Origin of the sequence: Nocardioides sp. ChNu-99, from assembly GCF_029493445.1 — a bacterium.
GTDB lineage: Bacteria > Actinomycetota > Actinomycetes > Propionibacteriales > Nocardioidaceae > Nocardioides.
In genome coordinates this window covers 1-22851 of sequence record NZ_JAHWBL010000039.1, presented here as the reverse complement: position 1 = coordinate 22851, position 22851 = coordinate 1, and the positions used below count along the sequence as shown (strand labels likewise).

Genomic DNA, 22851 nt, shown 5'->3' with positions numbered 1-22851 from the left:
ACGGCGGGCACGGAGGGAGAGGGATGACCGACGCGGAGAGCCCCACCCTGGTGGGCGGGCGCTACGAGCTCGGCGGGCTGCTGGGCCGGGGCGGGATGGCGGAGGTCCGCAAGGGCACCGACACCCGTCTGGGCCGGGTCGTGGCGGTCAAGCGGCTGCGCACCGACCTCGCCAGCGACGCCACCTTCCAGGCCCGCTTCCGGCGGGAGGCCCAGTCGTCGGCCTCGCTCAACCACCCCTCCATCGTCGCCGTCTACGACACCGGCGAGGAGATGTCGCCCGACGGCATCGCCCAGCCCTACATCGTCATGGAGTTCGTCGCCGGCCGCACGCTGCGCGACGTGCTGCGCGAGGGCCGCAAGATCCTGCCCGAGCGTGCGCTCGAGATCACGAGCGGCGTGCTGTCCGCCCTCGACTACAGCCACCGCGCGGGCATCATCCACCGCGACATCAAGCCGGGGAACGTCATGCTGACCCCCAGCGGCGACGTCAAGGTGATGGACTTCGGCATCGCCCGCGCCGTCTCCGAGGCGTCCTCGACGATGACGCAGACCGCCGCCGTGGTCGGCACGGCCCAGTACCTCTCCCCCGAGCAGGCGCGCGGCGAGACCGTCGACTCGCGGTCCGACGTCTACTCGGCCGGCTGCCTCGTCTACGAGCTGCTGACCGGACGCCCGCCCTTCGTCGGCGACAGCCCGGTGGCGGTGGCCTACCAGCACGTGCGGGAGCAGGCGGCGCGCCCGTCGGAGATCGACCCCTCGCTCGCGCCCGAGATCGACCAGATCGTCATGAAGTCCCTCGCGAAGCGCGTCGAGGACCGCTACCAGAGCGCGGCGGCCATGCGCAGCGACATCGAGCGCTACCTCGCCGGCCGCCCGGTGCAGGCGCCGGCGATCAGCGACGAGCCCGACGAGGCGACCGGTGTGCCCGTCGGGGCGGTCGCCGCGGCGCCGCCCACCCGCCGTACTCCCGACGAGGTCGAGGAGGAGCGGGGCCCCCGCAAGGGACCCTGGGTCGCCGCGATCGCCGTGCTGCTCGCCCTGCTCGTCGGCGTCGCCGTCTACGTCGCCGCGACCACGGACCTCTTCGAGGACCCGCCGGAGGACCTGCGGGTGCCGAACGTGGTGTCGATGGCCGAGGACGAGGCGCGCGCCGAGCTCGCCGACGCCGGCTTCACGGTCGCCGACCAGAGCCGTCAGGAGAACAGCGACGAGCCCGAGGGCACCGTCATCGCCCAGGACCCGCCGGGCGACACCTACGAGCCGGCCGACACCGAGGTGACCCTGACGGTCTCGTCGGGCCCGGCCACGATCGCCATCCCCGACGTCGTCAACGACCCCTTCGACCGGGCGTCGGCCCAGCTGCAGGACCTGGGCTTCACCGTCCGGCGGCAGGACGTCGACAACGACGCGCCCGCCGACACGGTCGTGGCGATGGAGCCGCAGGGCGGGGACGGCGGGATGTACGACCCGACGACGACGACCGTGACGCTGTCGGTGTCGCGCGGGCCCGTGGCGGTGCCGGACGTCGAGGGCCTGCAGAAGGGCCAGGCGGAGCAGGCCATCATCGAGGCCGGCTTCCGGCCCGAGGCGGTCGCGCAGACCGACCCGAGCCGCGCGCCCGGCGAGGTGCTGCGCCAGATCCCCGTCGCCGACGGCCGCACGCTGCCGCAGGACAGCCCGGTGGTGTTCTTCTACAACGACTACGTCGCGCCTGCGACGCCGCCGCCGACGACCACCCCGCCGACCACGCAGCCGCCGACGGGCGAGCCCACGGACCCGGGGCTGGGCGGCCTGCTCCCCTGACGCCGGTACGGCGGGCCGCTGCGCCCGCCGTCAGGTCAGGGGCTGGGCGTGGTCGAGGTCGAGGAGACCCTGGTACTCCGGCGCCTCGAGGGAGGACTCCTCCTCGAGGTCCCAGCCGAGGGCGACGGCGGGGTTCGCGGCGTACTCGCGGTAGTCCTCCACCTGGGGATCGTCGTCCAGCGCCAGGCGCAGGTCGTCGACGTCGCCGATGGCGGAGATCTCGTAGGGCTGGGGGTACGGGATGCCCTGCAGCAGGATCGCGTTGCCCTCGCACTTGATGCCGGTCGTGCTGATGATGCGCTGGCCCTGGATGGTGATGGCCTCGGCGCCCCCGGCCCACAGGGCGTTGACGACGCTCTGGATGTCCTGCTGGTGCACGACGAAGAGGTTGGCGTCCACGCCGGCCGCGGCCTCCCGCACCGACTCCGGGCTGTCGCTCAGCGTCACCGTCAGGCCCTCGCCGGAGGTCGCGGTCAGGCCCGCCGGGCCGCGCAGGCGCTCGGCCTCGGCGGCCCGGTCGTCGACGTCGCCGTCACCGAGGCCCTCCGAGAGCCGGGCGATCTCCTCGTTCAGCTCGTTGACGCGGGCGGTCAGCGCCTCGGCCTGGGCGCCCTCCGCCTGGACGACGGAGGAGAGGTCGCGGTAGCGGCCCGGGCGCAGGTCGGTGCCGTCGCTGCTCAGCGCGCTCGCCACGAACAGGCCGCCGCTCAGCAGCAGGACGACCGGCGTACCCCACCGCCAGGCGCCGCGGCCCCCCGCCCGCGGGGACGCCGGGGCGTCAGGGCTCGGGTCAGGGCTGCTCGACACGACCACTACGCTAGCCCGCGGCGTGCGAACCTGCACCGCCCCGTCTGCGTCGAGGAGAAGTCGTGAGCAAGTCCGAGCCCGAGAAGAAGGCCGGCACGTCGGGCGACCCGGCGAAGGCCGCCGCCCGGGCGTCGGGTGCCACGCGCGCCGCGAAGCGCCGCTCCGGCGGTGACGGCGACGAGGCCGTGACCCGCCTGGGCCGGCTCGGCCGCGGCGCCCGTCCGCGCGACGACCTCGCCGGGCTCGACGTCCGGACCGAGCGGCTCATCACGCCGCGCTTCGTGCTGATGGTGGCGCTGGTCGTCGCGGGCATCGCGTACGTCGTGCTCACCTGGCGCTCGCTCGGCGCCAACCCGCCGGCCGAGTGGTCGGGCTACCGCGTCCCCCAGGAGGACGGCACGTTCGTCACCGAGGGGCCGCGGCGCTGGGTCTACGACCTCGACTTGTGGAACTACGCCATCGGGTTCGGCGCCATCCTGCTCGGCCTCGTCATCGGCGCCCACCGCTCGACGCCGCTGGGCCGCGGCAACGGCGTGGTCGTCGGCATGCTCGCGTGCTTCGGCATCGGCCTGCTGTGGATCTGCACGTTCTACCTCTTCGCCGACAGCATCACCGACATCTGGGTGCTCGGCGCCCTCGGCCAGTGGAACCTGGTCGTCGGCATCGCCTTCATGGCCGTGGGCTTCTCCTACGCCACCAAGTGGGAGTGAGCCCGCTCCCCGCCTGGGACACCACGACGGACGCCGCCCCGAGGGGTCGGCGTCCGTCGTCGTTCCGGGGGGTGCCGGGACCTGCCGGACCTTCCCGGTGAATCCCACCGTGGTGGTTCTCCACACTGTGGATAAACCCTGTGGAGAACTACACGTGTGTCATTCCGTGCGCCGGGTGGCGGCCACCCGGTGCGGCCCGCTCAGCCGTAGGTGAGGCCGTAGTAGGCCAGGGCGTCGGTGACGGGCTGCACGTAGGAGGACTTCCCGCTCTCGAAGCCGCCGTTGTAGGTGCAGCGCTGCGTGCTCGGCCCGCCCGAGGTGAGGCCGACCGCGTAGCCGCCTGCGGTGTAGGTTCCGCCCGAGTCACCGCCCTCGGTGCAGACGGTGGAGCGCATGAGGCCGCTGACCTGGGCCACGGTGCGGCCCTGGGCGTCGGAGTAGGTCACCGTGTTGCCGTAGCTGGCGACCTGGCCGCAGGTCACGCCCGTCGTGGAGCCCGACTTGCACAGCTGCGTGCCGACGGCCGGCTTGGAGGCGCCGGAGAGGGCGTCGAGGTTGCGGCCCGAGCCGTACGGGTTGACCGTGCGGGCGACCGTGTCCTCCGCGTCGATGCGCAGGGCCCCGATGTCGCGGTCGGGGAGCCCGTCGTAGCTGGTGAACGCGGAGCCCGCGGAGACGCCGATGCGGCTGCCGCCCGAGGTGAAGGAGCCGCCGCCCTCGTTGCAGTGGCCCGCCCAGATCATGTAGCGCGCGCCGGCGGAGTCCCGCGCCGGGAAGCCGGCCGAGCAGCGCCCGCCCGACGAGGTGTAGACGGCGTCCCCGCCGCGCACGGTCAGCTGGGCCGACAGCGCCGGGGTCTCCACGACCCGCACGGCGTCGGCGTGCCGCGCGACCAGCGCCTCGACCTCGGGCGAGGTCGCGCCCGAGCGGCCCACCACGAGCCGGTCGCCCGGCAGGTCCACCTCGAGGGAGGAGACGCCCGTCAGGTCGGCCGCGGCGAAGCGGTCCTGCAGCGCCCGCAGCTCCTCCTCCCCGTGGGCCGCGGGGGCCACGACGGCGCCGGCCGCGCGGGCTGCCCGGGCGTCGGCCGAGGCGCTCGCGGCGCGCACGACGAGTCGGCCGCTGCCGTCGAGGAACTCGCCGTCGAAGTCGTGCCCCGCCGCCCGCAGCCGCGCCAGCGTGTTGTTCGAGGCCGCCTGCCGCTCGAGCAGGGCCTCCTGCTGGGCGACGGTGCGGCCGCTGGTGCGCGCCATGAGGGCGACCTCCGCGGCGTCGAAGCGCGGCGTCACCACCGCGGCCGCGACGGGGGCGGGCGCGGCCGCGCGCGGCGTCAGGGCGTCGTCGGCGGTCGTCGGGCTGGCGGTGGCGGGGACGCCGAGGGCGGCGGGGACGGCCAGGGCGCCGGCGGCGACCAGCAGCCCGAGCGCGCGGGCGCGGGGACGTGCGTGCATGGGGGTGTTCCTCTCCCGAGAGTGCTGCGGAGCCGCAGCGGAGGAGAGAAAGGTAAAGGGGCGCACGACCGGGCGGACCCCCTCGCGCGGGGCAGGTCTTCGCACTGCACGAACCTGCAGGTACGCCGCCACCCCGGGGGCGGCGGTCGCGTCACCCGCCCGTCGGCGCGGCCTCAGGCGAGCTCAGCGACGCGGAGCGCCACCAGGCCCAGCAGCGCGGCGACGACGAGCAGGAGGCCCGCGGCCTGCCACCAGGCGCGTCGTACGCGGGGGGCGAGGACGATGACGGCGGCGGCCGCGACCCCGCCGAGGAAGCCGCCGAGGTGGCCCTGCCAGGAGATGCCGTTGCCGGCGGCGACGGTGATGAGCACGTTGATGGCCAGCCACGCGGCGAGCGGGCGCGGGTCGGCGCGCAGGCGGAGCATCAGCAGGAGCAGCGCCCCCATGAGGCCGAAGACCGCGCCCGAGGCACCGAGCGTCGAGGAGTAGGGCTCCGCCAGCCACAGCACGGCGACGGACCCGGCGAGCAGGGACACGACGTACAGGGCGAGGAACCGCGCCCGTCCCATCACCTGCTCGACCTGGGGGCCGAGGAAGTAGAGCGCCAGCATGTTGAAGGCGAGGTGCAGCGGCGCGACGTGCGCGAACCCGCTGGTCACCAGCTGCCACCAGGCGCCGCTGGCGACGCCGTCGACCCAGGTGCCGGGGCACGCGGCCGCGACCGAGACGCCGGGGAAGAAGCGCCCGTCGCCGGCCTCGCACACGCCGCGCGGGGTGAGCGTCAGCAGCCGGCCGAGCGTGCCGTCGATCCCGCCGGTGGCCAGCAGGGCCACGAAGACGCCGACGTTGACCACGACGAGCGCGATCGAGGTGAGGGCGGGGTTGCCGGGGCGGGTGCCGCCGTACGGCGTCGTGGGGGCCCGCACGGTACGGCGGCCCTCGGCCACGCAGGCCGGGCAGTGGAAGCCGACGGCGGCGTCGTTCATGCACTCGGGGCAGATGGGGCGCCCGCAGCGCTGGCACGAGATGTGCGTCTCCCGGCCGGGGTGGCGGTAGCAGACCGGCACCCCGGCCGGGAGGGGCGAGCTCACGACCGGGTGATCTCCACGGACTCGATGACCACCGGCTCGACGGGGCGGTCGCCCGCCGCGGTCGGCGTGGTGCCGATGGCGTCGACGACGTCGCGCGAGGCCTGGTCGGCCACCTCGCCGAAGATGGTGTGCTTGCGGTTCAGCCACGGCGTGCGGTCCACCGTGATGAAGAACTGCGAGCCGTTCGTGCCCTTGCCCATGCGCGTGCCGGCGTTCGCCATCGCGAGGAGGTAGGGCTTGTCGAAGACGAGCTCGGGGTGGATCTCGTCGTCGAAGGTGTAGCCGGGGCCGCCGGTGCCGGTGCCCAGCGGGCAACCGCCCTGGATCATGAAGTTCTCGATGACCCGGTGGAAGCCGAGGCCGTCGTAGTACTTCACGCCGCTGCGGCCGGCGTCGTCGGAGAACTCCTTCGTGCCCTCCGCGAGACCGACGAAGTTGTCGACCGTCTTGGGCGCGTGGTTCGGGAACAGCGTGATCACGATGTCGCCGCGGTTCGTCTTCAGCGTGGCCTTGAGGTCAGCCATGTCAGCCTTTCGATCGGGTCGAGCCGGCACGGTCGCGTGCCGCCCCGGGAATCCTCGCACGCACGGCCAATGGTTCCCCGAGGGGTACGACGGGGTACCGGCCCCCTCGTGCGGTGTCCCGCGACACCGCTTGCCACGGCATGGTCGAATGAAGGCCACACGCGACGAGAGGAAGGAACCAGATGGGCTTCCGCAAGAAGAAGACGTTCCTGGAGCAGGCGAAGGACCAGGCGAGCGACTTCGCCGACACCCTGCGCCCGCAGCTCGAGGCCGCCGTCACCACGGCCAAGGAGAAGTCGGCCCCGGTCATCGCCGACGCCCGCGAGAAGGCGGCTCCCCACGTGACCGCCGGCAAGGCGAAGGCCGCCACCACGGCGGCGGCCGCTGCCGCTGCCGCGGCCCCGCACGTGGCCAAGGGCAAGGCCAAGCTCGACGAGGGCCGCGACCTCGCGGCCGCCAAGGCGCTCGCCGGCCTGCAGGCCGCCGAGGTCAAGGTCGCCGCGCTCCAGTCCGACCCGCCGAAGAAGAAGCACCGCCTGCGCAACCTGGTGCTCCTCCTGCTCGTCGCCGGTGGCGCCACGGTCGTGGCGAAGAAGCTGTCCGGCTCGGGCAGCGACAACTGGCAGTCGACCTACACCCCGCCCCCGCCGCCGGCTCCCCCGGCGACCACGGGTCAGGAGGGTGCGGGTGCCTCGCCCGACGAGGCGCTCGCCGACGCCGGCGAGGCCCCCCACCGGGCGACCACGCCGGACGAGCCGCTCGAGGTCGTCGACATCAACGACGACCGCGCCTGAGGCTCCCCCGCACGACGAACGGCGCCCGTCCTGCTCCGGCAGGCCGGGCGCCGTCCTGCGTCCGGGGGTACGGCGGCGCGGTGGGGGGAGTACGACGGCCTACGCCGCGGGCGCGCCGCGCGGGGCGGCGAGCTCGGCGGCGTACTCCTTCTTCACGCGCGCCGTCGCCTTGTGCTCGGCCCAGAACGACAGCAGCGGGACCGTGCCGCACAGCAGCACGAGCACGGTGAAGCCGGGCTCCCACAGCGCCTTGCGGGCCAGCAGGAAGGCCGTGACGAGGAAGATCATGTAGAGCCAGCCGTGCGCGACGCCGAGCTGGTGCGTGATGGCCTCGCCGATCTCCTGGGCACCCGAGCCGGGCGTCACCCAGGCGGGCGTGCTGGGCACGAAGCCCCACATCTCGGTGCCGTCGAAGTTCGCCAGCGGCACGCCGACGAGGATCAGCACGACCAGCAGGACACCGACGATCGTCGCCATGACGCGGTAGCGGAGCAGGGTTCCTCTCACGGGCTCGACGGTACTGCCCGGGTCGCCGTCTCCCGGTCCCGGTCCTCCCCCGACGGCTCCGCGCCGGGCTGACCGTCGGGGGCGGCGCCGGAGGGCACGAGGCCCACCGTGCGGCCCGCGGCGCGATCGACCTCGTCCTTGACGAAGCGCCACCACACGAAGGCGGCGAAGAGGGCGAAGATCCACCACTCGACCGCGTAGAGCAGGTTGCGCAGTCCGGTGTCGCCGGCGACCGACGGCACCTCCTCGGGCCCGACCGCGGCTAGGCCGTCCGTGCCGGTGTTCTCGGGCGCCGGCGCGGCCTCGGCCAGCGGGATCTCGCCGGTGGCGTCGACGACGCCGTACCCGTCGTAGAGGCTCGCGTCCACGAACCGCACGACGTCCGCCATCCGCAGCTGGGGCAGCACGCGGTCGGTGGGGTCGTCGTCGGTGGCCCCCGTGCCCTCGCCGGGCTGCAGCCAAGCGACGGCCCGTACGGCGCCGCTCGGCTCCGCGGGCAGCGCGTCGGCGTCGTCGGTCCAGCCGCGCACGAGGGGGAGCACGGCGCCGTCGCCGTCGTCGGTGGCGACGGGCGTCACCACCCACCAGCCGTCGACGCCGTCGCGCTCGCGGTCGGAGACGAGGAACGTCGTGCCGTCCTGCCAGGTGCCCGTCACCGTGACGGGGACGCCGACGTCCGAGCCGGGGAACGGGGTGCCGGGGTCGAGCACGTCGTCGAGGGCGACGGGCTCGCGCTGCGTCACCTCGCGAGCGGCGAGCTCGCGGTGGGCCTGCCAGGCGTCGTGCTGCCAGAGTCCGAGGCCCGTCGCCACGGAGACCGCCGCGAGGCCCAGCAGGTGCACCGGCAGCACCCGCGCGCGCAGCGCGGGGGGGACGGAACGGCCGGACACTCCACCAGAGTACGGACCCAGCAGCCGGTCCTCCCGCGCCGGTAGGGGTTCATCTGCAAGAATCACCCCTTGTGGAACCAGGAGTGGCGGGCGACGGGAGCCCGGACCGTCGTGCCCTCGTGGTGGAGGACGATGCGGACATCCGCTCGCTCATCGACCTGACCCTCTCGGCGCAGGGGTTCGTGATCCGCACCGCGGCCACCGGCCGCGACGGGTTGCAGCTCGCGCGGGAGTGGGAGCCCGACCTCATCACCCTCGACCTGGGCCTGCCCGGCATCGACGGGCTGGAGGTGTGCCGCCGCGTCCGCGAGTTCTCCGACGCCTACCTGATCGTCGTCTCCGCGCGCCAGGACGAGGTGGACCGCCTCATGGCCCTGCAGACCGGCGCCGACGACTTCCTCGTCAAGCCGTTCAGCCCGCGTGAGCTGCAGGCCCGGGTGACCGCGATGTTCCGCCGTCCCCGCAGCGGCAGCGGCAGCGGAGCGATCCCCGTCGTGGAGGACGCGACGCCCGCGAGCGCCGTCGAGACCGTCGTGCTCGGTGGGGCGCCCGTCCCCGCGGACCACGAGGTCCTGCGCCACGGTCCCGTCGCGATCGACGTCGACGGGCGCCGCGCGTTCGTGCTCGACGAGGAGGTCGACCTCACGCGCACCGAGTTCGACCTGCTCACCCACCTCATGCGCACCCCGGCGCGCGTGTGGACCCGCGAGGCGCTGCTGCGCACCGTGTGGGGCAACGACTGGGTCGGCGACGCCCACCTCGTCGAGGTCCACATCGGCAACCTGCGCCGCAAGCTCACCCAGGCCTCGGGCGACCGCGGCCTCATCCACACCGTGCGGGGCGTCGGCTACCGCATGGGCGGGGCCGTCTGACGCACGACGGCGGGCGGGGGACCGTCCGTCCCCCGCCCGCCGTCGTCCTGCGGGTCAGGACCGCCCGAGGATGCCCTCCATCAGCTGCTTGGGCGCGGTGAAGCCCTGCACGACAGCCTCGTGCACCATCTGCAGCGCGATGTAGCTCGCGCCGTGCTCGGCGGCCAGCTTCTTCTCGGCCTCCGACCAGGCGGGCAGGATCCACGGCTTGCCCGCGACCTCGGCGCACTTCGCGACGTGGGCGATGTCGGCGAAGTCCTCCTCGCTGCGCGTGTAGGAGCCGCGGCCACGGCGCAGCGACAGGTCCGTCGGGCCGATGAAGACGCCGTCGACGGTGTCGAGCGCCAGGATCGCCTCGACGTCGTCGAACGCGCCCGCGTCCTCGACCATCGGGAAGCACAGGGTGGTGGCGTCGGCGTTGCGGTACCACTCGTCGGAGAACCCGCCGTACTGCACCGTGCGGCCGCCGGCGGCGCTGCGGTCGCCGAGCGGGGGGAACTTGGCGTAGCTCGTGACGAGCTTCGCGTGCTCCAGGCTCTCGACGTGCGGGATGATCACGCCGTCCGCACCGAAGTCGAGCGCCTGCTGGATCGGGCCACGCTCGGGCACGAGCACCTTGGCGAGCACGGTGAGGCCGAGGCCCTTGAGCAGCGGCAGGAAGCGCTCGAGCGTCTCGAGGTCGAACGGTCCGTGCTCGATGTCGAGGATGACGAAGTCGTAGCCGAGCTTCGCCACGATCTCCGCGACGGCGGTGTTGGAGTCGGAGAGCCAGGCGCCCAGCTGCGGGGTCGTGGTCATGGGTGGGGATGTCCTCTCGGAGGGTCGGTCGGGGCGGGCCGGACGCTCAGGCGTCGAGCCGGTAGCGGCGGTTGGCGAGGCTGGGGTTGCTGGCGCGCACGACCTCGGTGCGGCCGGGGTCGACCTCGAAGACGGCGACGTCGATCGCCTCCGCCAGCTCGGCGATCGTCGAGCCCATCGGGTCGACGGCCAGGGCGGAGCCGATGCCGAGCGGCGGGGCCTGGGAGACGCCCGCGACGAACACCGTGTTCTCGATGGCGCGGGCCAGCAGCAGCGTCTTCCAGTGGAACTCCTTGCGCGGCCCCGGCACCCACGACGCCGGGTAGAGCACCACCTGCGCGCCGGCGTCCACGACGCGGCGCGACGCCTCCGGGAAGCGGAGGTCGTAGCAGGTCAGCATGCCGACCTCGACCCCGCCGACGGCGAACGTCTCCGGGGCGTCGAGCTCACCGGGGCAGATGAAGTCCGACTCCTTGAACCCGAACGCGTCGTAGAGGTGCTGCTTGCGGTACGCCGCGACGCGCTCGCCGTCGGGTCCGAGCACGAGCAGCGCGTTGTAGGCCCGGTCGGGGTCGGGCGAGGTCTCGACGAGGCCGAACACGACGGTGACGCCGTGCTCCTTCGCGAGCTGGCCGACCTGGCCCGCGAACGGGCCGTCGAGCGGCTCGGCGTTGTCGACGAAGGCGCGCGAGAGGTCCGGCAGCTCGTACATGGCCCACTCGGGGTAGACGAGCAGCTCAGCGCCGCGGGCCACGGCGATCTCCGCGAGCCGGCGCATCTCGGCCAGGTTGGCGGCCTTGTCCTCGCTGGAGCGCATCTGGCACAGCGCGATCTTCACTGGGTGACGTCCTCTCTCTGCTGCTGGGGGTCGTGCTGGGGGTCGTGCTGGGGGTCGTGCTGGGGGTCGGGCTGGGGGTCGGGCTGGGGGTCGGTCTGGTCCTGGTGGGGGGCGCCGGCCCGGGTGCGGGCCAGCTGGTCCTGGTACGCCGGCAGCCACGGCCGGCTCGCGTCCGCGGGCCGGCGGTAGGCGAGGCACACGTGCTCGATGAACTTCGCGACGGCCGGCGTGACGCGGTCGGGGTGCCACGACAGCGACACCACCGTCGGGATGCTCGGCGCCACGAGCGGGCGGTAGACCACGTTCGGCATCTGCATCGTCGTCAGCGACCGGGGCAGGAACGCCACGCCCGAGCCGGCCGAGACCATGCCGATGTGGTCGAGGTACGAGCCCGCCGCGATGGGGCCGCGGGGGCTGAACCCGGCCTTCATGCAGGCCACGACGAGGGCGTCGTGGTTCTCGGGCGCCGAGTGCCGCGGGATTGTGATGATCCGCTCGTGACGCAGGTCGGCGACCGAGACCTCGTCCTGCGCGGCGAGCCGGTGGTCGTCGGGCAGCGCCACGAGGTACGGCTCGCGGAAGAGCTCGCGGCTCGTGAAGCCCTTGTCGGTGTGCTCGGTCAGGAGGACGGCGACGTCCTGGCGGCCGCCCTCGAGCTCCTCGACGATCTGCGCGGTGGTGGAGTAGGTGATGGGCACGTCGACCTGCGGCGAGGCGTCGCGGTACTCCTTGATGACGCTCGGCAGGTGGCCGAAGACGAGCGAGTGGGCCATGGCGACCCGCACCCGCCCCAGCTCGCCGGCGTGCATCTCCCCGAGGAGCCCCTCGAGGTCCTTCACGTGCTCGAGCACCGCGCGGCAGCGGATGTAGAACTCGCGGCCCGCCGCCGTGACGGTGAACGGCCGGGTGGAGCGGTCGAGCAGCTGGATGCCGAGGTCCGTCTCCAGGCGGATGATCTGCTGGCTGAGGGCGGGCTGGCTGATGAAGAGGGCGTCCGCAGCCGTGCGGAAGCTCTGCGCGTCGACGAGCGACACGTACATCTCGAGGCGTCGGGTCTCCACGTCAGCCGGCCAGCCGCTCGGAGCGACGACGGGCCTGCAGCTCGGGGTCGGGGACGGGGGCGGCGGCGATGAGCCGGCGCGTGTAGTCCTCCTGCGGGGCGTCCAGCACCCGCGCCGTGGTGCCCTGCTCGACCACCCGGCCGCTGCGCAGCACCACCACGGAGGTGGCGAGCTGCTCCACGACCGAGAGGTCGTGGGTGATGAAGAGGCAGGAGAAGCCGAACTCGCGCTGCAGGTCCGAGAAGAGGTCGAGCACCGCGGCCTGCACCGAGACGTCGAGCGCCGAGGTGGGCTCGTCGGCCACCAGGAGGCGGGGGTTCGTCGCCATCGCCCGGGCGATGCCGACCCGCTGGCGCTGGCCGCCGGAGAGCTCGTGGGGGTAGCGGTCGACCCACGCCTTCGGGCAGCCGGACCTGGTCGAGCAGCTCCTCGGCCCGCAGGCGGCAGGCCTTGCGGTCGGTGAGCTTCCCGGTCCAGCGCAGCGGGTCGGTGACCACCTGGCCGATGGTGCGCCGGGGGTCGAGCGAGGACGCGGGGTCCTGGAAGACCATCGACACGTGCTCGCGGACGTGGCGCAGGTCGGCCTTGCCGCCGGCGCTCACGTCGCGCCCGGCGATGCTCATCCGGCCCTCCGCGACGGGCAGGAGGCCCATGGCGAGGCGCCCGATCGTCGACTTGCCCGATCCGGACTCGCCGACCAGGCCCACGATCTCGCCGGGCGCGACGCGGATGTCGAGGTCGTGACCCGCCCGGAAGCCGGACCGGCGGAACGAGCCGGGGTACTCGATGGCGACCCCGGACAGCTCGAGCACCGGGGTGGCGTCGCGGTCGACGACGGCGGAGCTCGTCGTACCCGACCCGAGGCGGGGGACGGCGTCGAGGAGCGCCCGCGTGTACTCGTGGCGGGGGCGGGCGAACAGCTCGACGGCGGGCGCCTCCTCGACGACCCGGCCGTCGCGCATCACGACGACGCGGTCGGCGACGTCGGCGACGACGCCCATGTCGTGGGTGATGACGAGGACGCTCATGCCGGTGCGCTGCTGCAGCTCGCGCACGAGGTCGAGGATCTCGGCCTGCACCGTGACGTCGAGCGCCGTGGTCGGCTCGTCGGCGATGAGCAGCTGGGGCTCCGAGGCCATCGCCATGGCGATCATCGCCCGCTGCCGCTGCCCGCCGGAGAGCTGGTGGGGGTAGTGGCCGACCTTCACCTCGGGGTCGGGCATGTGCACCTGGCGCAGCAGCTCGACGGCCCGCTCCCGGGCGGCGGCCTTGTCGACGTCGCGGTGGCTGCGGATGGCCTCCACCAGGTGGTGGCCGATCGTGTAGACGGGGTTGAGCGCCGTCATGGGCTCCTGGAAGATCACGGCCACGTCGTTGCCGCGCACCTCCCGCATCCGCCGCTCCGACGCGCCCACCAGCTCCTCGCCGGCGAGCCGGATCGAGCCGGTACGGCGGGCGCCCTCCGGCAGCAGGTCGAGCACCGCCATGGCGGTCACCGACTTGCCGGAGCCGGACTCGCCGACGAGCGCGACCGTCTCGCCGGGGGCGACGGAGAAGCTGATGCCGTGGGTGACGGCCGTGAACCGCTTCGGGCCGCCGAACTCGACGCTGACGTCGGAGATCTCGAGCAGCGCGGTGGTCGTCGGGGTCTTCTCGAGCACGGGCTGGGTCATCGCTGGTTCCTCGACTTCGGGTCGAGCCCCGAGCGCAGCGCGTCGCCGACCAGGCCGAAGGCCAGGATGGTGAGCACGACGAAGGCGCCGGGCACGAGCAGGACGTGGGGGTCGCTGGACAGGTAGCGCTGGCCCTGGGCCACCATCGAGCCCCACGACGGGGTCGGCGGCACGACCCCCAGGCCCAGGTAGCTGAGACCGGACTCGAGCAGGATCGCCGTGGCGATGGTGAGCGAGACCTGCACGATGAGGGGCGCGGAGATGTTCGGCAGGATCACGCCGAGCAGCCGGGTGCGGGTCGGGGCGCCGAACGCGGTGGCGGCCTCGACGTACTCCAGCCGCTTCACCGAGATGACCTGGCCGTACGCGATGCGGGCGAAGGTGGGCGCGAACAGCACACCCATCGCGACGATGAGCGTCGCCGTACCGGGGCCGCGCAGCGTCACCGCGAGCAGCACCAGGATGATCGGCGGGAAGGCGAGCAGCACGTCGACGAGCACGCGCATGGTGAGGACCTCGACGAGGCCGCCGAAGTAGCCGCCCAGCAGGCCGAGCAGGGTGCCGAGGACCATCGCGAGGAGCGTGGCGCCGAGCGCGATGAGCAGCTCGACGCGGGCGCCGTGCACGACGCGGCTGAGGATGTCGCGGCCCAGCTCGTCGGTGCCGAGCAGGTGGGTGCCGAGACCCGGCGACTGCAGCCGGTTCGCGACGTCCTGGGTCAGCGGGTCGTGCGGTGAGATCACCGGGGCGAGCAGGAGCACGAGCAGCATGAGGCCGACGTAGGCCAGGGCGACGGCCCGCAGGGGGCTCAGCGCGTGACGGAGACGGGTCAGCACCCTCATCGCCTCACTCTCGGGTCGAGCACGCCGTAGAGCACGTCGACGAGGATGTTGATGGACACGAACAGGACGGCGATCGTGATGACGATGCCCTGCACGACCGGGTAGTCGCGGGCGGTGACGGCCTCGACCAGCAGGCTCGAGAGCCCCGGGTAGTTGAAGACCCGCTCGACGAGCACGGTCGAGCCCAGCAGCGTGCCGACGCCGATGCCCACCGTCGTCACCACGGGGGTCAGGGAGTTGCGCAGCACGTAGCGGCGGAACACCGCCCGGCGCGACAGGCCGAGCGAGCGGGCCGTGCGCACCCAGTCCTGGTGGAGCATCTCGAGCACCGCGGAGCGGGTCATCCGCGCCACCGTGGAGGCGAAGCCCACCGCCAGGGCGATGGCCGGCAGCACGAGCACCTGGGCGTGGCGGCCCGGGTCCTCGCCCCACTCGGCGAAGCCGCCGGCGGGCAGCCAACCCAGGTTCAGCGCGAAGACGAGGATGAGCACCGAGCCGAACACGAAGACCGGCAGGGCGACGCCGATGGAGGTGAGCACCGAGGTCAGCGAGTCGAACCAGCCGCCCTTGCGGGCCGCCAGCGCGCCCCACGGCACGCCGACGACGACCGCGATGAGCGTCGCGAGGCCGACGAGCTCCAGCGTGCGCGGCAGACGCTCGCCGATGGCCTCGGAGACCGCCTGCTGGTTGCGGAACGACTCGCCGAGGTCGCCGGTGAGCGCGCCGGAGAGGAACTGCCAGTACTGCGTGAGCAGCGGCTCGTCGAGGCCGAGCTGGGTCCGGACCCGGGCGACCGCCTCCGGGGTGACGGACGCGCCGTCACCCTGGGAGAGCAGCAGCATCGCGGGGTCGCCGGGCACCAGGTGCAGGGCCAGGAAGATGAGCGTCAGGACCAGGAGCACCAGGCCGGCGCCCACCCCGATCCTGCGCAGCACGTACGAGAACACGGTCGTCCCTCTCCGGCGTCGCTCAGCGCTCGATGGAGGTGTTCGCCAGCGTGTAGCCGCTGAAGAACGTGTGGAAGCCCGGCAGGTTGGCGAAGCCCTCGACGTCGTCGCTGTGGGCCCAGGCCTGGTCGCGGGTGTCGATGGTCGCGAACGGCACGTCGGTGGCGAAGATCGAGAACGCCTCCTCGTACGCCGCCACGCGGGCCGCGTCGTCGGTGGCGCGCAGGCCGTCGGTCAGCGCCGCCGCGATCTCGGGGTTCTGGTAGCCGAAGCTGCGGTTGAAGTTGTCCGGGCCCTGCACGTGGCCGAGCAGGTACGACGGGTTCGTCACGATGCCGACGTCGCCGGAGACGGCGAGGTCGTAGTCGCCGGCCGCGCCCTTCTCCAGGCGGCCCGACCAGTCGGGGGCGTCGAGGGTGACGTCGATGCCGATGGCCTGCAGGTCCTGCTGCACCGACAGCGCGGTGTCCTGGAGGAACGTGTACTGCGAGGTGGCGAGCAGCGTGGCGGAGAAGCCGTCGGGGTAGCCGGCCTCGGCCAGCAGCTCCTTCGCCCGGTCGGGGTCGTAGCTCCACAGGTCGTCGCCGACGCCCTCGAGCGCGGGGTCCTCGGGCATCACGACGCCGTAGAGCGGCTCGCCGTTGCTCTGGAAGGCGGCGGTCAGGGCGTTGTCGCGGTTGATCGCGTGGGCGACGGCCTCGCGCACCAGCGGGTCGGCGAAGGGGCCCTCGACGGTGTTGAACTGCACGTACTGGAACGGGCCGGGCTGGGCGGCGAGCTCGACGCCGTCGGTGTCGCCGACGCGGTCGAAGTTCTCCCAGGTGACGTAGTCGATCATGTCGACGTCGCCGCTCACGAGCGCGTTGGCGCGGGCGTCGCCGTCGGCGTAGTAGGAGACGTCGATCTCCTCGAGCGCCACGTCCTCGGCGTCGTAGTAGTCGTCGAACTTCGCCAGCGTCATGCCGACGCCCGCCTGGCTGTCCTCGAGGACGAACGGGCCGGCGCCGACGTTGTTGGGCGTGTCGGCGTTGAGGCTGGCGTCGGGGACGATCGCGGCGGTCGGGACCGCGAGGTACTCGAGGAACGCGTTGTTGGGCGCGGCGAGCGTGATGGTGACCTGGGTGTCGCTGTCGGCGGTGATCTCGGCGATGTCCTGCAGGCCCGCGATGAGCGTGGAGCCGGACTCGGGGTCCGCGTAGTACTCCAGCGAGCTCTTCACGTTCTGCGCCGTCAGCGGCGAGCCGTCGGAGAACGTCAGGCCCTCGTGGAGGGTGAAGACGTACGTCGTGGGGTCGGGCGTCTCGACCGACTCGGCGAGGCCGGGCACGAGCTCGCCCGACTCGTCGAGCGTCATGAGCCCGCGGTGGACGAGGGTCAGCACGAAGTTGGTCGCGGAGCCCTGCCAGACGCCCGTCGTCAGGGTGACGGGCTCGGCCGACAGGCCGAAGCGCAGGGTGCTCTCGCTCGCGGAGCTGCTCCCGCCGCCGCAGGCGGCCAGGGTCAGCGAGGCGACGGCGGCGGCCGTCAGCGCCGCGACACGGGGACGTGCGGCGGCACGGAGGCGCGTGGTGGTGGAGGTGCGCATGGGGGTCCTCTCGAGGTGTCCCGGCCGGCCGCGGGGGCCGGCCGGTACCGAACGCGTTCCGCCTCGATCCGAGTGTCAGGCGGGGGGTCGGAGAGGATCCTGCGCGAGCGACAACATGCGTGTCTAATACGTCTGTTGACCAGCAACATAGGTGATCGCTTATGTAATGCGCCGGTGACACGAGGGCAACGCCGGCGTCACGGCGGGTGCGATCCGGGTCGCTCGCGAGGTCGTCAGGAGGCGATTCCGCTGGTCAGCGATGTGATCCAGGTCTCGCCCGACTGAGGGCCGCGCGCCTGTGACCCAGGCCACGACGACCGCGTGCGACGGCCCCCGCCGACACCGTGGAAGGGCGTCGGCGGGGGCCGTCGGGCGGTGCTCGTCTCAGTTCTCGGACACCGCGGGGGCGTCGGGCACGCCACCGGGCCCCCCGGCGAGGGCACCCGAGGTGTCCTTGAGCCGGACCCCCGACTCCCCCAGGGCGCGCGCACCCGTCACGAGCGCGGCGACGACGCGGGCCGCCGTACCGTGGTCGAGGCCGTCGGGCGGGTGCACGTTGGAGACGCAGTTGCGCTCGGAGTCCCGCCGCCCCGGCCGCGGCCGGTGGGTGAGGTAGACGCCCAGGCTGCTGGGCACCGACAGGCCCGGGCGCTCGCCGATGACGACGAGCAGGGTGCCCACGCCCATCCGCGCGCCGACGTGGTCGCCGAGGGCGACCCGGGCGTCGGTGGCCACCACGAGGGGCGCCCAGGTGAGGGACGACGGCAGGGTCGCGCGCAGGGCCGCCACGAGCGCGGGCGCGTGGTCGGTGAGCGCCTGGCCCGACAGGCCGTCGGCCAGCACGACGCCGATGTCGGGCCCCTCCCCCTCCGCCGCTGCGGGCAGCGCCGAGAGGTCGAGGGGCTCGCGACCGAGGTCGGGGCGCCGCAGGTACTCCCCCCGGTCCCCGGCGCGGCTGCGCACGACGTACGGCGTGCCCAGGCCGCGCGCCTCCAGGTCGGCGCTCAGCGCCGCGACGTCGACCGGCACGTGCACGGCGTCGCGGGCCTGGGCGTGGGCGGCGCGGAAGGCGAGCACGTCGCGCAGCGCGACGGTGTCGCCGGTGCGGCCCAGCCCGATGCGGGACGCCGTCGTGCGACGCATCGCCGCCCAGAAGTCCTCGTCGCTCATGCGCCGGCCCCCAGGGTGCGCAGCGCGGAGGTGCGCGGGTCCACGGGCAGCACCCGCCCCTCCGGCGACATCAGCCCCACCCGTGACAGCCAGGCCTCGAACTCGGGCGCCGGGCGGGCGCCCACCACCTCCCGGGCGTAGAGGGCGTCGTGGAACGACAGGCTCTGGTAGCCGAGCATCACGTCGTCGGCGCCCGGCACGCAGATGACGAAGCCGACGCGGGCGGCGGCCAGCATCGTCAGCAGCACGTCCATGTCGTCGGAGTCGGCCTCGGTGTGATTGGTGTAGCAGACGTCGGCGCCCATCTGCAGGCCCAGCAGCTTGGCGCAGAAGTGGTCCTCCAGCCCGGCACGCACGACCTGCTTGCCGTCGTACAGGTACTCCGGGCCGATGAACCCGACGACGGTGTTGACGAGGAGGGGGTCGAAGGCGCGGGCGACGGCGTACGCGCGGGTCTCCAGGGTCTGCTGGTCGACCGGGCGACCGCCGGTGCCGAGGTGGGCCCCGGCGCTCAGCGCTGAGCCCTGGCCCGTCTCGAAGTACATGACGTTCGATCCCACCGTGCCGCGCCCCAGCGCCTTCCCGGCCTCGTTCGCCTCGGCGAGCATCGACAGCGTGACGCCGAAGCCCTCGTTGGCGCCCTGGGTGCCGGCGATCGACTGGAAGACGAGGTCGACGGGCGCCCCGGCCTCCATGAGCCCGATGGCCGTCGTGACGTGGGTGAGCACGCACGACTGGGTGGGGATGTCGTAGCGCCGGCGCACGTCGTCGAGCAGGTGGAGCAGGTCGGTGACCGCCTGCGGGGAGTCGGTGGCCGGGTTGATGCCGATGACCGCGTCGCCCGCGCCGAGCAGCAGCCCGTCGAGGGTGGCGGCGGTGATGCCGCGCGGGTCGTCGGTGGGGTGGTTGGGCTGCAGGCGCGTGGACAGGCGCCCCGGCAGGCCGATCGTGGTGCGGAACGCGGTGACCACCTCGACCGCCCGCGCCACCCGCACGAGGTCCTGGTTGCGCATCAGCTTGCTGACCGCCGCCACCATCTCGGGCGTGAGCGCCCAGCGCACGGCGGCGAGCCGCTCCGCGGCGTCGGGCAGCGTGACGACGTCGAGCAGCCAGTCGCGCAGGCCGCCCACGGTGAGGTGGGAGATCGCGGCGAAGGCCGCGGCGTCGTGCTGCTCCAGGACGAGACGGGTGACGTCGTCGGTCTCGGCGGGCACGAGCAGCTCGGTGAGGAAGAGGTCGAGCGGCACGTCGGCGAGCGCCCACTGGGCGGCCGCGCGCTCGGCGTCGGTCGCGGCGGCGCAGCCCGCGAGCTCGTCGCCGGAGCGGCGCGGCGACGCCTTCGCCATGAGCTCGACCAGGTGGTCGAAGCGGTAGGTCGTCGACCCGAGGGTCTGTCGGAACACGGTCACGCTCCCGGACGGTAGGCGCGCCGCGTCACCCGCGTGTTACACGCGGCCGTCCGGGCGCGCACCATGCGCGGATCCATGCGCGCGGGGGCGCCGGGCTTATGGAGGGGCGCCGGGCTCTCGTGGTAGCAGCGCCAGACATTCCGCAGCGCTGCTACCACGAACGGGAGGGGCGGGGTGCGTCGTACGGTCTGCGGGTGCCGTCGCCCGACCCCGCCGTCCGTCCCCACGCCGTCCTCGACTTCGACGGGGTCGTCGTGCGTCACGACTCCACCGTCGAGCTGCTGCGCCGTCGGCTGCGCGCCCGGCCGTGGCTGCTGCCGGTGGCGGCCGGGCCGCTGGTGGGGTACGCCGTCACCTCCGTCGCGCCCCCGCTGCGGGCTCCCGCGTCCCTCCTCGTCGTGCGGGCCGCGCTGGTCGGCTCCCGGCGGGCCGACGTCGAGGAGGCGGCCTGGCGCCTGGGCGCGGAGCTGGCCGCCGACCCCGCCTGGCGGGTCGACGCGGCCGTGGACGTGATGCGCGCGCACCTCGCCGAGGGCGACGTGACGGTGGTGTCGGCGGGACTGGCCGTGACGGTGCGGGCCTTCCTCGACGCGCTGGGCCTCGCCGAGGTGCGGGTCGTCGCCTCCCGCATCGCGGGCGGGATCGGCGGGTCGTTGCTGACCGACCACACGTACGGCGCGCACAAGGTCGTGCGGGCCGCGGCGGCCGGGATCACGGCGTGGGACCACGCCTACACCGACGCCGCCTCCGACTTCCCGCTGCTCGAGCGGGCGCGCCACCGGCACCTCGTCAACGCGCGGCGCCCCGTCGTGGCGGCCGCCCGGCTGCGGTGGCCGGACGTCGAGGTGCTCACCTGGTGACGTCGGCCTCCACCTCAAAGACCGCCCGGTCGGAGCGGTAGAGGTCGCGGGCGAGCTCGACGCAGCGTCCGTCGGCGTCCAGCGCGGCGCGCACCAGACGCGTGCCCGGCGTCGCCGCCACCGCGTCGAGCAGCGCGCACGACTCGTCGTCGAGCACGACGGAGGCGAGCGTGGCCCGGGTGGTGGTGACGACGATGTCGTAGGCCTCGGCGAGCAGCTCCCACAGCGATCCGGTGAGGTCGCGCTCGAGCAGTCCGGGCGTGAGCGCGACGGGGAAGGCGGAGGACTCCAGCGCGATGGCGTCGCGGTCGGCGCTGCGTCGGCGCCGCACGAGGTGCACGGGGGCGCCGACGTCGACGCCCAGCGCCGCGGCGGTCTCGACGTCGGCCTCGGCGACGGTCGCGCTCAGCACGACGGCGGTCGGCACCCGGCCGCCCCGCTCGACCTCGCGGCTGAAGGAGCCGACGCGGAAGACGTGCCGCTTCTCGGCCACGAACGTGCCGCGCGGGGGGCGGCGGTAGACGTAGCCCTCGTTCGCCAGCACCGTCAGCGCCTGGCGGGCGGTCATCCGCGACACCCCGAGGGTCTCCCCCAGCTCGCGCTCCGAGGGCAGCAGCGTGTGGGGCGCCAGCTCCTCCCGCACGATCCGGCTGCGCAGCTCGTCGGCGATGCCGACGTACCGGGGCGCGGGCCGGGGTGCGGGCCGCGGCGCAGGCCGCGACGGGGGTCGTGGGGGCACGGTCGGCAACGTAGCACTTGCGCCGGCCATGGCCTAGGGCGCATGGTATATACCAACGACCCGCCCAGCTGACCCCGGAGACGCCCGTGCACCACGTGCTCGCGATCGACCAAGGCACGTCCGGCACGAAGTCCGTCGTCGTCGACCCCGAGGGCGCCGTGCTGGCCGCCGCCGAGGTCGCCCACCCGCCGCAGCACCTGCCCGGCGGGGGCGTCGAGCACGACCCCGAGGTGCTGTGGTCGGCGGTCGTCACCACCGGTCGGCGCGCGCTCGCCGACGCAGCGCTGCCCGACGGCGCTGTCGCCGCGGTCGCGCTGGCCAACCAGGGCGAGACGGTCCTGGCCTGGGACCGGGCCACGGGTCGACCGCTGACGGCGGCCGTCGTCTGGCAGGACCGCCGCGCCGCCCCGATCACCGACGACCTCCGGGCGCGGGGGCACGGCGACGAGGTCGCGCGTCGTACCGGCCTCGTGCTCGACCCCTACTTCTCCGCCCCGAAGCTGCGGTGGCTGCGGTGGCTGCGCGAGCACCGGACGACCGAGGGCGTCGTGACCACCACCGACACGTGGCTGGTCCACCGGCTCTGCGGGGCCTTCGTCACCGACGTCTCGACGGCCGGCCGCTCGCTCCTGACGACGCTCGCCGAGCCCGCGGCGTGGGACGCCGAGCTGCTCGCCCTGTTCGACCTGGCCGACGAGCCGCTGCCGGCCATCGTCGCCAGCGACGACGTCGTCGGCACCACCGAGGTCTTCGGCCCGCCGCTCGCCGTGACCGGTCTCGTCGTCGACCAGCAGGCCGCGCTGCTCGCCCAGGGCGGCTGGGAGGCCGGCGCCGCCAAGTGCACCTTCGGCACCGGCGCCTTCCTCCTCGTGCAGACCGGCACCGCGCCCGTCGCCTCGGCCGGCGGTCTCGTGACCTGCCCCGCCTGGCGGCTGCGCGACGAGACCCGCTTCTGCCTCGACGGGCAGGTCTACACGGCCGCGTCGGCGGTCGACTGGCTCGCGGGGCTGGGCGTGCTCGCCGGGGCTGCGGAGGTCGACGCCGTGGCCGCGCCCGACGCGGGCGGGGTGCAGTTCGTGCCGGCGCTCACGGGGCTCGCCGCCCCGTGGTGGCAGCCGGGTGCGACGGCATCGCTGACCGGCCTGCGGCTCGGCACCGGGCGGGGCGAGGTGGTGCGGGCCGTCGTCGAGGGCGTCGCGGCGTCGGTGGTGCACCTGCTCGAGCTGGTACGCCGCGACGGCGCCGCCGTGGACCGGCTGCGGGTCGACGGGGGTCTCACCCGCTCCCGCGTGCTGCTGCAGGCCCTCGCCGACCGCGCGCAGGTGCCCGTCGAGGTCCACCCGTCCGCCCACGCCACGGCCCTCGGCGCGGCCGTCGCCGCCCGCCTCGCCCTCGACCCCGCCCTCACCCCGGCGGCGGCGCTGCCGCCGGGCGAGCCGCGGGCCGTCGTCACCCCCGCCTGGTCGCCCGAGCGCGCC

22 protein-coding genes and 1 pseudogene are annotated in these 22851 nt (G+C 74.0%); 6 read left to right on the top strand and 17 right to left on the bottom strand.

Going from position 1 to position 22851, the window contains the following annotated elements:
- The first annotated feature begins 23 nt into the window (after nucleotides 1–23).
- Nucleotides 24–1805, top strand: a complete 1782-nt coding sequence (pknB, locus tag KK617_RS13140; protein ID WP_277500500.1) for a Stk1 family PASTA domain-containing Ser/Thr kinase — start codon at nucleotides 24–26, stop codon at nucleotides 1803–1805.
- Between the two features lie 30 nt (nucleotides 1806–1835).
- Here pknB and KK617_RS13135 read toward each other — a convergent pair whose 3' ends face one another.
- Nucleotides 1836–2612 carry a DUF881 domain-containing protein gene (locus KK617_RS13135; RefSeq protein WP_277500498.1) on the bottom strand — a complete coding sequence of 259 codons (777 nt, stop codon included), beginning with the start codon at nucleotides 2610–2612 and terminating at the stop codon, nucleotides 1836–1838.
- 62 nt (nucleotides 2613–2674) lie between these two features.
- Between KK617_RS13135 and KK617_RS13130 the strand changes: the two genes are divergently transcribed.
- Nucleotides 2675–3322: a cell division protein CrgA gene (locus tag KK617_RS13130; RefSeq protein ID WP_277500497.1), complete on the top strand. Its 648-nt coding sequence runs from the start codon at nucleotides 2675–2677 to the stop codon at nucleotides 3320–3322.
- 200 nt (nucleotides 3323–3522) lie between these two features.
- On the opposite strand, the gene KK617_RS13125 is transcribed toward KK617_RS13130, so the two are convergent.
- From KK617_RS13125 to KK617_RS13115, 3 genes are all read right to left on the bottom strand, one after another.
- The gene (locus KK617_RS13125; protein WP_277500496.1) at nucleotides 3523–4773 is read right to left on the bottom strand and encodes a S1 family peptidase; all 1251 of its coding nucleotides are present in this window, start codon (nucleotides 4771–4773) and stop codon (nucleotides 3523–3525) included.
- A 173-nt stretch (nucleotides 4774–4946) separates the two neighbouring features.
- Complete coding sequence (locus KK617_RS13120; RefSeq protein WP_277500495.1) at nucleotides 4947–5864, bottom strand: rhomboid family intramembrane serine protease; 918 nt, start codon at nucleotides 5862–5864, stop codon at nucleotides 4947–4949.
- The gene (locus KK617_RS13115; RefSeq protein ID WP_277500494.1) at nucleotides 5861–6388 is read right to left on the bottom strand and encodes a peptidylprolyl isomerase; all 528 of its coding nucleotides are present in this window, start codon (nucleotides 6386–6388) and stop codon (nucleotides 5861–5863) included. Before KK617_RS13115 ends, KK617_RS13120 begins: the two co-directional genes overlap by 4 nt.
- Nucleotides 6389–6570: 182 nt before the next feature.
- On the opposite strand from KK617_RS13115, the gene KK617_RS13110 reads away from it, so the two are divergent.
- Nucleotides 6571–7182: a hypothetical protein gene (locus KK617_RS13110; protein ID WP_277500493.1), complete on the top strand. Its 612-nt coding sequence runs from the start codon at nucleotides 6571–6573 to the stop codon at nucleotides 7180–7182.
- A 99-nt stretch (nucleotides 7183–7281) separates the two neighbouring features.
- On the opposite strand, the gene KK617_RS13105 is transcribed toward KK617_RS13110, so the two are convergent.
- Nucleotides 7282–7689, bottom strand: coding sequence for a DUF3817 domain-containing protein (locus KK617_RS13105; protein ID WP_277500492.1), 408 nt, complete (start codon nucleotides 7687–7689; stop codon nucleotides 7282–7284).
- Nucleotides 7686–8579, bottom strand: a complete 894-nt coding sequence (locus tag KK617_RS13100) for an SURF1 family protein (protein WP_277500490.1) — start codon at nucleotides 8577–8579, stop codon at nucleotides 7686–7688. Before KK617_RS13100 ends, KK617_RS13105 begins: the two co-directional genes overlap by 4 nt.
- A 119-nt stretch (nucleotides 8580–8698) precedes the next feature.
- On the opposite strand from KK617_RS13100, the gene KK617_RS13095 reads away from it, so the two are divergent.
- Nucleotides 8699–9451 carry a response regulator transcription factor gene (locus KK617_RS13095; protein WP_277500489.1) on the top strand — a complete coding sequence of 251 codons (753 nt, stop codon included), beginning with the start codon at nucleotides 8699–8701 and terminating at the stop codon, nucleotides 9449–9451.
- A gap of 54 nt (nucleotides 9452–9505) precedes the next feature.
- Here the strand turns inward: KK617_RS13095 and KK617_RS13090 are convergent, their stop codons facing one another.
- From KK617_RS13090 to KK617_RS13045, 10 genes and pseudogenes are all read right to left on the bottom strand, one after another.
- Nucleotides 9506–10249 (bottom strand): aldolase/citrate lyase family protein, encoded by a 744-nt coding sequence (locus KK617_RS13090; protein WP_277500488.1) that lies wholly within the window; start codon nucleotides 10247–10249, stop codon nucleotides 9506–9508.
- Nucleotides 10250–10295: 46 nt separating this feature from the next.
- Nucleotides 10296–11087 (bottom strand): carbon-nitrogen hydrolase family protein, encoded by a 792-nt coding sequence (locus KK617_RS13085; protein ID WP_277500487.1) that lies wholly within the window; start codon nucleotides 11085–11087, stop codon nucleotides 10296–10298.
- Nucleotides 11084–12148, bottom strand: coding sequence for a LysR family transcriptional regulator (locus KK617_RS13080; RefSeq protein ID WP_277500485.1), 1065 nt, complete (start codon nucleotides 12146–12148; stop codon nucleotides 11084–11086). Before KK617_RS13080 ends, KK617_RS13085 begins: the two co-directional genes overlap by 4 nt.
- 1 nt (nucleotide 12149) lies before the next feature.
- Nucleotides 12150–12476 carry an ABC transporter ATP-binding protein gene (locus tag KK617_RS13075; RefSeq protein ID WP_277500508.1) on the bottom strand — a complete coding sequence of 109 codons (327 nt, stop codon included), beginning with the start codon at nucleotides 12474–12476 and terminating at the stop codon, nucleotides 12150–12152.
- A 15-nt stretch (nucleotides 12477–12491) separates the two neighbouring features.
- Nucleotides 12492–13821: pseudogene (locus KK617_RS13070) on the bottom strand (ABC transporter ATP-binding protein); the annotation flags it as partial.
- On the bottom strand, nucleotides 13818–14663 hold the full coding sequence (locus tag KK617_RS13065) for an ABC transporter permease (protein WP_277500484.1): 846 nt from the start codon (nucleotides 14661–14663) through the stop codon (nucleotides 13818–13820). The gene KK617_RS13065 and the pseudogene KK617_RS13070, both read right to left, overlap by 4 nt.
- Nucleotides 14660–15610: an ABC transporter permease gene (locus KK617_RS13060; RefSeq protein WP_277500483.1), complete on the bottom strand. Its 951-nt coding sequence runs from the start codon at nucleotides 15608–15610 to the stop codon at nucleotides 14660–14662. The genes KK617_RS13065 and KK617_RS13060 overlap by 4 nt, the downstream gene beginning before the upstream one ends.
- 22 nt (nucleotides 15611–15632) lie before the next feature.
- Entirely contained in the window at nucleotides 15633–17195 is a 1563-nt protein-coding gene (locus tag KK617_RS13055) for an ABC transporter substrate-binding protein (RefSeq protein ID WP_277500482.1), read from the bottom strand.
- A 384-nt stretch (nucleotides 17196–17579) separates the two neighbouring features.
- Nucleotides 17580–18365 (bottom strand): ethanolamine ammonia-lyase subunit EutC, encoded by a 786-nt coding sequence (gene eutC / locus KK617_RS13050; RefSeq protein WP_277500481.1) that lies wholly within the window; start codon nucleotides 18363–18365, stop codon nucleotides 17580–17582.
- The gene (locus tag KK617_RS13045) at nucleotides 18362–19774 is read right to left on the bottom strand and encodes an ethanolamine ammonia-lyase subunit EutB (RefSeq protein ID WP_277500480.1); all 1413 of its coding nucleotides are present in this window, start codon (nucleotides 19772–19774) and stop codon (nucleotides 18362–18364) included. Before KK617_RS13045 ends, eutC begins: the two co-directional genes overlap by 4 nt.
- A 194-nt stretch (nucleotides 19775–19968) precedes the next feature.
- Here KK617_RS13045 and KK617_RS13040 point away from each other — a divergent pair, with 194 nt between their 5' ends.
- Entirely contained in the window at nucleotides 19969–20634 is a 666-nt protein-coding gene (locus KK617_RS13040) for a haloacid dehalogenase-like hydrolase (RefSeq protein ID WP_277500479.1), read from the top strand.
- On the opposite strand, the gene KK617_RS13035 is transcribed toward KK617_RS13040, so the two are convergent.
- Nucleotides 20624–21373, bottom strand: coding sequence for a GntR family transcriptional regulator (locus tag KK617_RS13035; protein ID WP_277500477.1), 750 nt, complete (start codon nucleotides 21371–21373; stop codon nucleotides 20624–20626). The genes KK617_RS13040 and KK617_RS13035 overlap by 11 nt on opposite strands.
- Nucleotides 21374–21459: 86 nt before the next feature.
- Here KK617_RS13035 and KK617_RS13030 point away from each other — a divergent pair.
- Nucleotides 21460–22851: FGGY family carbohydrate kinase (locus tag KK617_RS13030; protein ID WP_277500476.1), on the top strand; the 1392-nt coding region annotated here is incomplete at its 3' end.